The sequence below is a fragment of the Bradyrhizobium sp. GW821-FHT12B03 genome, assembly GCF_058807535.1.
In genome coordinates, this window is the sequence record NZ_JBXAQU010000015.1 from 188956 (window position 1) to 201595 (window position 12640).

10 protein-coding genes are annotated in these 12640 nt (G+C 65.0%); 5 read left to right on the plus strand and 5 right to left on the minus strand.

The features are described 5' to 3' along the window. From AC1RUR_RS26265 to AC1RUR_RS26275, 3 genes are read right to left on the minus strand one after another with little or no spacing between them, the layout of a single operon-like run. Entirely contained in the window at positions 1-957 is a 957-nt protein-coding gene (locus AC1RUR_RS26265) for an MBL fold metallo-hydrolase (RefSeq protein ID WP_492849358.1), read from the minus strand. Positions 958-980: 23 nt separating this feature from the next. Beyond that, a complete protein-coding gene (locus AC1RUR_RS26270; RefSeq protein ID WP_237864313.1) occupies positions 981-1205 on the minus strand; it encodes a DUF2783 domain-containing protein in 225 nt (74 codons plus the stop codon). An 8-nt stretch (positions 1206-1213) separates the two neighbouring features. Continuing rightward, on the minus strand, positions 1214-2818 hold the full coding sequence (locus AC1RUR_RS26275) for an FAD-dependent oxidoreductase (RefSeq protein ID WP_492849360.1): 1605 nt from the start codon (positions 2816-2818) through the stop codon (positions 1214-1216). Positions 2819-2928: 110 nt separating this feature from the next. On the opposite strand from AC1RUR_RS26275, the gene AC1RUR_RS26280 reads away from it, so the two are divergent. Beyond that, on the plus strand, positions 2929-3471 hold the full coding sequence (locus AC1RUR_RS26280) for a MarR family winged helix-turn-helix transcriptional regulator (RefSeq protein WP_492849362.1): 543 nt from the start codon (positions 2929-2931) through the stop codon (positions 3469-3471). 244 nt (positions 3472-3715) lie between these two features. Here the strand turns inward: AC1RUR_RS26280 and AC1RUR_RS26285 are convergent, their stop codons facing one another. After that, positions 3716-4522, minus strand: coding sequence for an N-acyl homoserine lactonase family protein (locus AC1RUR_RS26285; protein ID WP_492849364.1), 807 nt, complete (start codon positions 4520-4522; stop codon positions 3716-3718). 411 nt (positions 4523-4933) lie between these two features. Between AC1RUR_RS26285 and AC1RUR_RS26290 the strand changes: the two genes are divergently transcribed. The 4 genes from AC1RUR_RS26290 to AC1RUR_RS26305 all read left to right on the plus strand — a co-directional run bounded on the left by AC1RUR_RS26290 (position 4934) and on the right by AC1RUR_RS26305 (position 11514). Then, entirely contained in the window at positions 4934-6457 is a 1524-nt protein-coding gene (locus tag AC1RUR_RS26290) for a caspase family protein (protein WP_492849366.1), read from the plus strand. Positions 6458-6604: 147 nt separating this feature from the next. After that, the gene (locus AC1RUR_RS26295; protein ID WP_492849368.1) at positions 6605-7276 is read left to right on the plus strand and encodes an OmpA family protein; all 672 of its coding nucleotides are present in this window, start codon (positions 6605-6607) and stop codon (positions 7274-7276) included. Between the two features lie 159 nt (positions 7277-7435). Next, on the plus strand, positions 7436-8365 hold the full coding sequence (locus tag AC1RUR_RS26300; protein ID WP_492849370.1) for an efflux RND transporter periplasmic adaptor subunit: 930 nt from the start codon (positions 7436-7438) through the stop codon (positions 8363-8365). After that, entirely contained in the window at positions 8365-11514 is a 3150-nt protein-coding gene (locus AC1RUR_RS26305) for an efflux RND transporter permease subunit (RefSeq protein ID WP_492849372.1), read from the plus strand. The genes AC1RUR_RS26300 and AC1RUR_RS26305 overlap by 1 nt, the downstream gene beginning before the upstream one ends. A 97-nt stretch (positions 11515-11611) precedes the next feature. Here the strand turns inward: AC1RUR_RS26305 and AC1RUR_RS26310 are convergent, their stop codons facing one another. Further along, positions 11612-12286, minus strand: coding sequence for a Crp/Fnr family transcriptional regulator (locus AC1RUR_RS26310; RefSeq protein WP_492849374.1), 675 nt, complete (start codon positions 12284-12286; stop codon positions 11612-11614). Positions 12287-12640 lie beyond the last annotated feature (354 nt).

The window sequence follows — 12640 nt, forward strand, 5'->3', positions numbered from 1 at the left end:
CTATCCTCCTCCTTGCAAGGCAGCCCACATCTCCTGGTCGCGCTTGTCGGTCCAGATCACGGGATCGTCGATCCCCGACGCTTCGTCATAGGCGCGCGAGACGTTGAACGGCAGGCAGTGCTCGTAGATGGCGAAGCTCGAAAATTTCGGATCCATCACTTCGCGCGTCGCCGCCATCGATTCCTTCAGCGTGCGGCCCTTCGCGACCGAGATTTCGGCGGCACCATAGAGCGAGGTGACGAAGTCGCGCGTCATCGCGATGGCTTCGCGCACCGTGGCGGTGCCCTTCAGGGCATCGCCGCGGCCCGGCGCGATCGCCTTGGGATTGAAGTTGCGGATCTCGTTCAGCGTCAGCGGCCATTCGCGCAGATGCGCGTCGCCGCAATAGCAGGCCGAGTGATATTCGATGAGGTCGCCGGAGAACATCACTTCGGCATCCGGCACCCAGGCGACGATGTCGCCCGAGGTATGGCCGGCCCCGAGCTGCATCAGACGCACCTCGCGTTTTCCCAGATAGATCGACATCTCGCCTTCGAAGGTCAGCGTCGGCCAGGTCAGGCCGGGAATGCTCTGCGCGTCCTGGAACAGGCGCGGAAAGCGGCCGTATTCGGAATCCCAATCCTGCTGGCCGCGCTCCTCGATCAGACGATACGTCTCCTGCGAGGCGACGATGCCCTGCGCGTGATAGGCCGAGGCGCCGAGCACGCGCACGGCGTGATAATGCGACAGCACGACATATTTGATCGGCTTGTCGGTGACGGCGCGGACGCGCTCAATCACCTTGTTCGCCATTGCCGGCGTTGCCTGCGCGTCGAACACGAGGCAGCCGTCGTCGCCGACGATGACGGCCGTGTTCGGATCGCCCTCGGCGGTGAAGGCGTAGAGATCGGTTCCGATCTCCGAGAAGGTGATTGTCTTCTCGGCGAGATCGCCGGTGGATGCGAAGTTCTTCGCCATCAATTCATCCTTAGGTCACAGGGTTATTGTTGTTGCTGTTGTTGCTGCTGGCCGTCGATCATGCGGCGCTTGGCGAGCACGATCGCCTCGCGCAGCACGTCGATGTCACCGATATGGTTGGCGAGAATCAGCACCAGCGCCGCGTCGAAATCGGCGCTCTGCTCCTCGGTGAGACCGCGATGCGCCTCGACGATGGCACGAAAGGCATCGTCCGGCCGCGCGAAGTTCGAACTGGTGGACAGCGGCATGCGGGACCTCAATTCAGACCTGCGGCGCGCGACAGCGCTGCCGCAATCGCCTCGCGCGTCGGCTGACGGAAGCGCGCTGCGACATAGCCGTCCGGCCTGAGCAGATAGGCCGTATCAGGCTCGGCGTCGTAGCGCTTTGCGACCAGGCCCGCGGGATCGGCAAGGCCGCCCTCGCCGCCGATGCGGATATCCTTCACGCCATCCGGCGCCTCGATTGCCGCGCCATTGCTGAACGACAGCAAAGTGAAGTCCGTTCCGCCCTTGCGGAATGCGTCCGTCAAATAGGCGTTCTCGCCCGCAACCGGCGCATCCAGCATGGAACAGCCGGGCGATGGTCCGCCACGCCACGTATCCGCATCGGGCGATGAGAGCGGCGAGTCGTAGCTGCACGGCACCGAGAGCCGGCCGCCATTGACCATACGCTTGCCGAACTCGGTCTCCTTGGCCAGCGACAGCACCGCCTTGCGCAGCCGCGCTTCCTGGTGCGAGTTCGGCGCCATGAAATCGGTCGAGCGGGTGGATTCGCGGATGTTCTCGTCCGCCGCCAGGCTGCGCTCGGCGTGGTAGCTCTCCAGCAGGCTCGCAGGCGAGGTCCCGCGCAGCACGCGATCGAGCTTCCAGGAGAGATTCTCGGCGTCCTCGAGCCCGGAATTCGCACCGCGCGCGCCAAAGGGTGAGACCTGATGCGCGGAGTCGCCGGCAAAGATCACGCGGCCATGGATGAAGCGATCCATCCGCCGGCACTGGAACTTGTAGAGCGAGATCCATTCGAACTCGAACTTGTCGTGGCCGAGCATGCGCGCGATCCGCGGCCGCACGTTTTCCGGCTTCTTCTCGATCACGGGATCGGCGTAGCGATTGAGCTGAAGGTCGATGCGCCAGACGTCGTCGGGTTGCCGGTGCAGCAGCGCCGAGCGTCCGGCATGGAACGGCGGATCGAACCAGAACCAGCGCTCGGTCGGGAATTCCGCAGTCATCTTGACGTCGGCAATCAGGAACTGGTCCTCGAACACCTGGCCGGCGAACTCGGCACCGACCATCTGCCGCAGCGACGAGCGCGCGCCGTCGCAGGCGACGACATACTGCGCGTGCAGGCGGTAGGCGCCCTCCGGGGTCTCGATCGTCAACGCGACGGAATCGTTGCGGCTTTCCAGCGCCGTCACCTTGTTGCGCCAGCGCAGGTCGACCTCAGGCAGGTCGCTGATGCGATCGACCAGATAGGCTTCAGCGTAATATTGCTGGAGATTGATGAAGGCCGGCCGCTTGTGACCGTCTTCGGGCAGCAGGTTGAACTGGTAGAGCTGGGACTCGCCATGGAAAATGCGGCCGACGCTCCACACCACGCCCTTCTCGACCATGCGGTCGCCGACGCCGAGCCGGTCCCAATATTCCAGCGAGCGCTTCGAGAAGCAGATCGCGCGCGAGCCTTCGCCGATGCGATCGGCGTCATCCAGAAGGACGACGCGCTGACCGCGCTGGGCCAGATCGATCGCCAGCGACAGCCCGACCGGGCCCGCGCCGACGACCACGACCGGATGCTCGGCCGTGCCATGGCCCGGGCGATCCTGATCGGGATGGCGGCGATAGCCGAACTGGGATTTGGCCTGCGCCATGCACTAACCTCGGCTCTGGTCAGGAGAGGACTGATCTGCTAGATAGTCTCACGTGCAACTATTTTGGACCGGAGCCGGCCGGCCGTCAACTGGAATTCGGAGCGCAAGCCTTGGCGAGAACATCCAGCGATGCGGCGCTGAAGCGACAAGAGTTGGGCGAAGTGTCGCCGCGGTCCAAAGCACGGCTCGACCTGTTCAAGTTCGTACCGTTCCGCCTCAACCGGCTCGCAGCGGAGGTGAGTTCCGCGCTCTCGGTCGAATATCAGGAGCGTCACGGCCTGGATATCCCCGCATGGCGCGTGATCGCGACGCTCGGCTTCCGCAACGATGCCTGCAGCGCGCAGTACATCGCGCAATGCACCCGCACGCACAAATCGACCATCAGCCGCGCGGTGACCACGCTGCTGCAAGACGGCTTGATCGAGCGGGTCGAGAACGAAGCCGACCGCCGCGAATTCCGCCTGCAACTGACCAGGAAGGGCCGCGCGCTCTACGAAGAGCTGTTCCCGCAATTGCTGCGGCGGGAGGATGAGATCCTCGCGTGCCTGTCCGCGCAGGAGCGCAAGCAGCTCTCGGCCCTGCTCGGCAAGATCGAGCAGAGCCTCGATTTGATCCAGACCAGCGAAGAGGCCGACGCCAAGCAGGCGTATTAATTGAGTCGCCCGCGCGTAGTGCCGGCCCCGTCATCCCCGCGCAACGGCGAAGCCGTTGTCGCTGGAGGTGCGAGGCGCGCGATGCGAAGCATCGTGCGGGGAGCCTCGAAGGATGAGCGGCCCCCGATGCAGCCGGGCCGTCGCCCTTCGAGGGCCGCTGAAGGAGCGGCCACCTCCAGCGACAAATGGCTTCGCCATTGCGCGGGGTGACGGTGATGGAATCGAGCTCGCTTGGTCTACGCCGTCACTTCGCAAACGACCGCGACGGCGGCAGATGCAGCGCGAAGGCATCGACCTTGTCGCTGGCGCGCGGATAGATCTCGGTGACGATCGGATCGTGGCCGGGAATGAACCGGTCAGGATGCCCCGCAAGGCGCTCGATCGTCTCCCAGCCCTGCGCCATGTCGCCGACATTGTAGACGATCGGAAACGGGCTGCGGCGCTGCAGATTGGCGTAGTAATGCGCGGCGTCGGACGCCAGCACCACCGGGCCGCGCGCGGTCTCGACCTTGACCACCTGCAAGCCGTCGGAATGACCGCCGACACGGTGGACGGTGATTCCAGGCGCGATCTCGCCGTCGCCGGAATAGAAATTGACGCGCTCGCCATAGACATGGCGCACCATCTGGGTGACGTGCTCGACCGAGAACGGATGTCGCAACAGGCCGTTGCACATGCAGCGGCCGGTCGCGTAAGCCATCTCACGCTCCTGAAGATGAAAGCGCGCGTTCGGGAAGCGGTCGAGGTTGCCGGCATGGTCGTAATGCAGATGCGTCACGATGATGTCGGCAATAGCTGACGCCGCAACGCCAAAGCGCTCCAGCGCGTCGACCGGATTGAGCGTCAGCTTGCGCGCCCGCGCGCTCGCCTCCTCGGCATTGAAGCCGGTATCGACCAGAATGTCGCGGCCGTACCCTCGGATCAGCCAGACGAAGTAATCGAGGTCCTGCGCCGCACTGTCATGCGGATCCGGCGCCAGGAAGTTCATGCTGAGGGTGCGCGGCGACATCGTCGCATAGCGCAGTGCGTAGATTTCGTAGGCGTTTCCCATGATCTTGCTTTTGGTTTTGCTTTTTCTGAGTGGACCGTCGGGGACGGACCGAGCACACCAAGCCATCGTCCGCGGGAAAGGTCAAACGCCGCGTGTGACGGTGGAAGAGCCGCGCCAATGTGAGACCAATCACATTTTCGATGCCATATCTGTCCTAAGACATATCTGTCCTAAGACATGGCTGCCCCCATACGGCCGCTGCAATGCCCACCAGAGCGCGAGAGCACAACCGTGACAGCCCGTTCATTCCCCTCGCAGCGTGCCCGTGCATTGCGGTCAATCGTCGCGATAACGCCGAATCTCCAAGCGGTTGACGCCCCCTCTCCCCGGTTTGATAATGCCCATTGCGTAAGTTAAGGTCGCCGCGGCGCAAGCTGGGATCGGCGCCTTTTTGGCTGGACCGCGCTGATTATGAAAATTCGCTTCCTTTTCGTTCTTCCCTTGCTCGTTTCGCTCGTCCCGGCCGCTCCGTCGCTTGCGGCCGGCGACCGTTATGCGCTGGTCATCGGCAACGCCAAATATCCGGATGCGGACGCCCCGCTGAAGGAGCCGCTCAACGACGCCCGTGACATCGCCGACGAACTCAAGCGTGACGGCTTTTCCGTCGAGATCGGCGAGAACCTGACCGGCGACGGCATGCGCCGCGCCTTCGACAAGCTCTACGGCAAGATCAAGCCGGGCTCGGTGGCGCTGGTGTTCTTCAGCGGCTTCGGCATCCAGTCGGCGCGCCAGAGCTACATGCTACCGGTCGATGCGCAGATCTGGACCGAATCCGACGTGCGCCGCGACGGCGTCAGCCTCGAAACCGTGCTCGGCGAGCTCAATACCCGCGGCGCCGGCGTCAAGATCGCGCTGATCGACGCCTCCAGGCGCAACCCGTTCGAGCGCCGGTTCCGCAGCTTCTCGGCCGGCCTGACCCCGGTTATCGCGCCGAACGGCACGCTGGTGATGTATTCGGCGGCGCTGGCCTCGGTCGTCTCGGACGCCGGCGGTGAGCACAGCCTGTTCGTCCAGGAGCTGCTGAAGGAAATCCGCGTCCCCGACCTGATGGCCGAGGAGACGCTGAACCGCACCAAGATGGGCGTCACCCGGGCCTCGCGCGGCGAGCAGGTGCCGTGGATTTCCTCCTCGCTGGCCGAGGATTTCTCGTTCATTCCCGGAGCCAGCGGATCGCGCCCGACCGCGAAGGCGCCACAACCAACTCCGCCTGCGCCGTCGCCACCGCCCGTTGCGAACAACCCGCCCCCGGCTCCGCCCGCCCCACCGGCGCCCGTGGTTGCGAACAATCCGCCGCCGGCACCTCCCGCGCCGCCGTCACAGCCCCCCTCGCCGAAGCCGCAGGTCGAGGCCGCTTTGCCGCCGCCTCCGCCGCCGGTGAAGCCGGCCGATCTGGCGCCCGCGCCGAGCCTGGACAGCGGCCCGAGCGCGGCCGTCCTGGCGGATGACCCCACCATCAAGGGCCTGACGGCCAAGATCGCGGCCAACCCTGATGACGTCAACGCGCTGTACCGGCGCGGTCAGGTCTATGCCAGCAAGGGTGCCTACAATCTCGCCATCAAGGATTTCGACGACACGCTCCGGATCAATTCGAAGGATGTCGAGGCGCTGAACAACCGCTGCTGGACCCGCACCGTGGTCGGCGATCTCCAGGGCGCGCTGAAGGATTGCAACGAGGCGCTGCGGTTGCGGCCGAACTTCGTCGATGCGCTGGACAGCCGGGGACTGGTCAATCTGAAATCGGGCGCGGTCAAGAATGCCATCGCCGATTTCGATGCAGCCCTGAGGATCAATCCGCGCCTGACCTCCTCGCTCTATGGACGGGGCCTGGCCAAGCAGCGCAACGGTTCCGCCCAGGAGGGTGCGCTGGACATTGCCAATGCCAAGGCGATGGATCCGAACATCGTCCAGGAATTCGCAAGCTACGGAGTACGCTAGTATTTTTTTGAGTCGGGGCGGCGGACGCCTCGAACCCTCGGCGGCCCAGGCAAGACTAATGAACGGATGCCGCAGGCGGCCTTTCCCGAGGGGCCTATTGCAGGAATTTTGGAACCACGCAGGTCAGCTGCGCAGGAGGGACTGGCAATGACATTGGCTGCAAAAGGACTTACCGCGATCCTGTCCATCTTGGCCATCGGCGCCGCGCTGGCGCTGCCGGCCTCACCCGCATTCGCCGGCGACGACGGCAACAGCAAGAACGTCACCGAGGACGAGATCGTCCGCGCGCTGGCGCCGTCGCAGAAAAAGCCGCTGACCCGCGGCCTCTCGATCGCCCCGCAGGCCGATCCCGCGCCGAGCGTGTCGGAGACCAAGCTGATCCAGTCGGTGCGCGGCCGTTCGACGCGCTCGCTGTCGTCGACCGAGCGCGAGGAAATCGCGTCGGCCGCCAAGGACAAGCCGAACATCGATCTCGATATCACCTTCGACTACAACTCCGCCAATATCAGCAACAAGTCGCTGGCTTCGGTGCAGGCGCTCGGTCGCGCGCTGACCAGCCCCGACCTGAAGGGCTCGACCTTCGTGCTCGCCGGCCACACCGACGCCGTCGGCGGCGACAGCTACAACCAGGAACTGTCGGAGCGCCGCGCCGATTCGATCAAGCGCTACCTCGTCGAGAAGTACAGCATCACCGCGACCGACCTCGTCACCGTCGGCTACGGCAAGAGCAAGCTGAAGGACCCGAGCCAGCCGATGGCGGAGGTGAACCGCCGCGTGCAGGTCGTCAACATGGAAAACAAGACCACCGCATCGAAGTGAGCACGACTCAAATCCTTTGAAATGACCGGTCGTGATGTGGTGTAAAATCTCGCTTCCAGAGCGCGTCCCGCAACCTTGCGGGACGCCGCTTTGTTTCAGGGAAACGCTCTCAGCAGGCCTCGTGCGGATGGCCGTGAGCCAGGCCAGGACAATCCGGCGATGACCCTCTCCGAATATCTCAAGCCGGCCGGAACCGTGGCGTTCATCGTCGTGCTCGGCATCGGCTATTATCTGTTCGAGCATCGGCGCCGACCCGAAGAGAAGGAAACGCCGGGCGAGGCGCTCGTCATCGTGACGAAATCGACCAATGCCTGCTTCTCCGACCTGGTGCGCGTGACCGGCTTCTTCGTGCCGCGGCGCGAAGCCGTGGTCGTCGCCGACCAGGAAGGCTCCAGGGTGACCGACCTCTTCGTCGTCGAGGGCGCAATCGTCACCGACAACCAGGAGCTGGCGCGCCTGACGGCGCCGCCGCAGATTCCGGGCCAGCCGCAGCGGCCCGGGCCGCAGGGCCCGGTCTCGCTGAAAGCGCCGGCACCGGGCCTCGTCACCGAGATCCGCACCATCGTCGGCGCACCGGCCTCGCCGCAGGCGGGCCCGATGTTCCGCATTGCCGTCAACAACGAGATCGAGCTGGATGCGCAGGTGCCGGCCGTGCACATGTCCAAGCTCAGCTCCGGCGCCACCGTACGCATCAGCCGGGACGACGCGCCCGACCTGATCGGGCGGGTGCGTCTGGTTGCGCCCGACATCGACCGCGCCACGCAGCTCGGCCGCGTCCGCATCAGCGTCACCAACAATCCGTCGCTGAAGATCGGCACCTTCGCCCGGGCCTCCATCGACGCCAAGCGAAGCTGTGGCGTCGCGGTGCCCAAGACCGCGATCGACCATCTCACCGTGCAGGTCGTCAAGAGCAACACGATCGAGACGCGCAAGGTGCGGGTCGGATTGTCGTCCGACACCGCGACGGAAATCCTGGAAGGGCTCGAGGTCGGCGAAATCGTCGTCGCCGACGCCGGCTCTTCGCTGCATGACGGCGACCAGATCAAGACCATGTTCGCCGATGAACTCGATCGCACGCGGGGACGCTGATGGCACTCAATATCTCGGCATGGTCGATCCGGAATCCGCTGCCGTCTGTCGTCTTCTCGTTCATCCTGCTGCTGCTCGGCTGGGCCTCCTTCACCAAGCTCGCGGTGACGCGACTGCCCTCGGCAGACATTCCCGTGATCTCGGTCGCGGTGTCGCAGTTCGGCGCGGCGCCGGCCGAGCTTGAATCCCAGGTTACCAAGACGATCGAAGACGCCGTGTCCGGCGTCGAAGGCGTGTGGCACATCACCTCGTCGATCACCGACGGCTTGTCACTCACCACGATCCAGTTCGCGCTCTCGACCAACACCGACCGCGCGCTCAACGACGTCAAGGACGCGGTGACGCGCGTACGCTCGAACCTGCCGCAGAACGTCACCGAGCCCTTGATCCAGCGCGTCGACGTGATCGGCCTGCCGATCGTCACCTATGCCGCGATCTCGCCCGGCAAGACGCCGGAGCAGCTGTCCTATTTCGTCGACGACGTGGTCAAGCGCGCCATGCAGGGCGTTCGCGGCGTTGCCCAGGTCGAGCGCATCGGCGGCGTCGAGCGCGAGATCCTGGTCTCGCTCGATCCCGACCGGCTGCAGGCAATGGGGCTGACCGCCGTCAATGTCAGCCAGACCCTGCGCGGCACCAATGTCGACGTCGCCGGCGGCCGCGCCGAGATCGGCAAGAACGACCAGGCGATCCGCACGCTGGCCGGCGCCAAGACGCTGGGCGATCTCTCCGGCACCATGATCCCGCTGTTCGCCGGCGGCGAGGTGCGGCTCGACGATCTCGGCACGGTCACCGACACCATCGCCGACCGCCGCACCTTCGCCCGCTTCAACGGCGAGCCGGTGGTCGCGCTCGGCATCAAGCGCTCCAAGGGCGCCAGCGACGTCGTCGTCGCGGCCGCCGTGCAGAAGCGCATCGATGCGCTCAAGGCCACCTATCCCGACGTCGACCTGAAGCTGATCGACACGTCGGTCGAATACACCAAGGGCAATTACGAGGCCGCGATATCGACCCTGTTCGAGGGCGCCATCCTCGCCGTCGTCATCGTGCTGCTGTTCCTGCGCGATCTGCGCGCCACCATCATCGCCGCGATCTCGCTGCCGCTGTCGATCTTCCCGGCGTTCTGGGCGATGGACATTCTCGGCTTTTCGCTGAACCTCGTCAGCTTCCTCGCCATCACGCTCTCGACAGGCATCCTGGTCGACGACGCCATCGTCGAGATCGAGAATATCGTGCGGCACATGAACATGGGTAAATCGCCCTATCGTGCCGCGCTGGAAGCCGCCGACGAGATCGGGCTCGCGGTGATCGCGATCTCGCTCACGATCATCGCGATCTTCGCGCCGGCGAGCTTCATGTCGGGTATTGCCGGACAATTCTTCAAGCAGTTCGGCATCACCGTGTCGGTGCAGGTGTTCTTCTCGCTGCTGGCGGCGCGCTTCGTCACGCCGGTGCTGGCGGCCTACTTCCTCAAGCACCACACCCATGCGGAGCCGCCGCCGGGCCGTGTGTTGCGGGCCTATCATAGCCTCGTGACCTGGTCGGTGAGGCACTATTTCTTCACGGTGCTGATCGGCCTGGGTGTCTTCGCTGCCTCGATCTGGAGCATCACGCTTCTGTCTCAAGGCTTCCTGCCGACGCAGGACAGCGCGCGATCGCTGCTCGCCCTCGAACTGCCGCCCGGTACCCAGCTCGCCTACACCGAAAAGGTCACCGAGGACATCGTTGCGCGGCTGCGCAAGCGGCAGGAGGTGAAGAGCATCTTCGTCGACGGCGGCCGCATTCCGCCGGGCACCCAGGAAGTCCGACGCGCATCCCTGATCATCAATTACGTGCCCAAGGTCGACCGCGACATCACCCAGCGCGAGCTCGAATTCTCCATCAACCAGGAACTGGACAACATTCCGGACCTGCGCTTCTGGTTCCTGGACGAGAACGGCCTGCGCGCCATCTCGCTGGTCGTGACCGGCGTCGACGCCAACATCGTCAACAACGTCGCAAGCGAGCTTGCGACCCAGATGAAGCGGATTCCGACCATCTCCAACGTGATCTCGGAGACCACGCTGGAGCGGCCCGAACTGCGCATCGAGCCGCGCGCCGAGCTCGCGGCCCGGCTCGGCGTCTCCACCGAAAGCCTGTCGCAGACCATCCGCGTCGCCACGATCGGCGACGTCGGGCCTGCGCTCGCCAAGTTCGACGTCGGCGATCGACTGGTGCCGATCCGGGTGCAGCTCGAGGATGCTGCGCGCGGCAATCTGAAGACGCTCGAGCAGTTGCGGGTGCCGCTCGGCGAACACGGCGAGAAGGGCGGCGTGCCGCTGTCCGTCATCGCCGACGTGAAGCTCGATCAGGGCCCGACCAGCATCAACCGCTACGACCGGGACCGGCAGGCGACCGTTGCCGCCGACACCGTCGGGTCGACGGCGCTCGGCGATGCCACCAAGCAGATCAACGAACTTCCGGTCATGAAGAGCCTGCCGAAGGGCGTGAAGGTCTCACCATCAGGCGACGCCGAGAGCCTGAACGAATTGTCCGAGGGCTTCGCCACCGCCATGAAGGCCGGCCTGCTGATGGTCTATGCGGTGCTGGTGCTGCTGTTCGGCACCTTCCTGCAGCCGATCACCATCCTGTTCTCGCTGCCGCTCTCGATCGGCGGCGCGATCGCGGCCCTGCTCGTCACCGGCAAGCAGCTCACAACGCCGGTGTGGATCGGCATCCTGATGCTGATGGGCATCGTCACCAAGAACGCGATCATGCTGGTGGAGTTCGCCATCGAGGCGATCCGCGACGGCAAGCCGCGTGAGGAAGCCATGATCGACGCCGGCATGAAGCGTGCCCGCCCGATCGTGATGACCACGATCGCGATGGCCGCCGGCATGATGCCGAGCGCGCTCGCGGTCGGCGCCGGCGGCGAATTCCGCTCGCCGATGGCGCTCGCGGTGATCGGCGGCCTGATCTTCTCGACCATCCTGTCGCTGGTGTTCGTGCCCGCGATGTTCATGGTGATGGACGATCTCGGCGCCCTGATCTGGCGCTTCGGCAAGCGGCTGATCGTGCACAGCGAGGATGCGGAGACGACCGATCATCACGGGGCTGCGCCGGCGGAGGCCTCGCCCGTGCCGAAGAATATCGTGCACCCTGCGGCGGAGTAAGGCGCGGCAAGAGCCGGCTTAGAGGCACAGGCCGGCGCAAGTCGCGGGCGCGCGAGCTTATGCCTCCCGCCGTCCAGGCGGCGGGAAATTGCTTGGCTTACTCGTTCCGCGCGATCGCCGTCAGCTTGGTCATGTTCCTGAGCAAGATACGCCCACGCTGGAGATCCAGGATCGCCTCCTTGCGCCAGGTCTGAAGCTGGCGGTTGACGCTCTCGCGGGCGGCGCCGACGAAGACGCCGAGCTGCTCCTGCGAGATGTGCACCTCGGAGCCGAAATCGGCGGCGAGCGCGCAGAGCCGCCGCGCCAGCCGCACCGGGAGCGGTTGCAGCATGGATTCCTCCATGCGCTCGCTCTGCCAGCGGATGCGCTGGCACAGCAGCGCGATGATCTTGATCGCGACCTTCGGCTCGCGCTCGAGAAAGGCGAGAAAGTCTTCGCGTCGCAACACGAACAACTCGCTGACCTCGCCCGCGGTCGCGTCCGCGGTGCGGTTCTGGCCGTCCAGCACCGCAACCTCGCCGAACAGGTCGCCCGGCCCCATGAAGTTCAGCGTCAACCGGCTGCCGTCGGAGGCGCCGGTCTCGATCCGGACCTGTCCGCGGCGCACGCCGAACAGCGCATCCCCTGCATCGCCCTTCTGGAACAGCACCTCGCCATTCGCCAGATGCTGGGTGTGGCAGAGACTGGACAGCCGCTGGAGCTCGTCCACGCCGAGATCGGCGAACATCGCGTTCATCTTCAGGATGACCGCAAATTCGGCCTGCTTGCTCATCTCAATTCCTTTGTTAATTTGCTTGTTAATTTCGCTGGCAAATCGCTTGGAACCATCAACGTCACAGTCGCGTAAAACCGCGCTGGAGAAGTGTGTCATAAGTCACATAACTTTGCAGCACCCTCCGATTATTTTTAGCGGCTTGGTGCAGCTTCCCGTCCCGGGATAGGCTGTGGCGCAGAGGACGGGCGACCGGCCGGGTTCGACGCCGCTTGTTCGCCGTTGGAAAGTCGACATGAGAGCAGCTAAATTCGCCGGCGCGGCGGTGATGGTCGTCATCATCGGGATCGCGCTCCTGCTGGTGATCGGAATCCCCTCGGGCTTCCTGGCGTCGACGATCGCCTCGCGCGTCGA

Bases quoted from the DNA above. Each gene is read 5' to 3' on its own strand.
- AC1RUR_RS26265 (WP_492849358.1), bottom strand. From the start codon at position 957: ATGGCGAAGAACTTCGCATCCACCGGCGATCTCGCCGAGAAGACAATC.
- AC1RUR_RS26270 (WP_237864313.1), bottom strand. From the start codon at position 1,205: ATGCCGCTGTCCACCAGTTCGAACTTCGCGCGGCCGGACGATGCCTTT.
- AC1RUR_RS26275 (WP_492849360.1), bottom strand. From the start codon at position 2,818: ATGGCGCAGGCCAAATCCCAGTTCGGCTATCGCCGCCATCCCGATCAG.
- AC1RUR_RS26285 (WP_492849364.1), bottom strand. From the start codon at position 4,522: ATGGGAAACGCCTACGAAATCTACGCACTGCGCTATGCGACGATGTCG.
- AC1RUR_RS26290 (WP_492849366.1), top strand. From the start codon at position 4,934: ATGAAAATTCGCTTCCTTTTCGTTCTTCCCTTGCTCGTTTCGCTCGTC.
- AC1RUR_RS26295 (WP_492849368.1), top strand. From the start codon at position 6,605: ATGACATTGGCTGCAAAAGGACTTACCGCGATCCTGTCCATCTTGGCC.
- AC1RUR_RS26300 (WP_492849370.1), top strand. From the start codon at position 7,436: ATGACCCTCTCCGAATATCTCAAGCCGGCCGGAACCGTGGCGTTCATC.
- AC1RUR_RS26305 (WP_492849372.1), top strand. From the start codon at position 8,365: ATGGCACTCAATATCTCGGCATGGTCGATCCGGAATCCGCTGCCGTCT.
- AC1RUR_RS26310 (WP_492849374.1), bottom strand. From the start codon at position 12,286: ATGAGCAAGCAGGCCGAATTTGCGGTCATCCTGAAGATGAACGCGATG.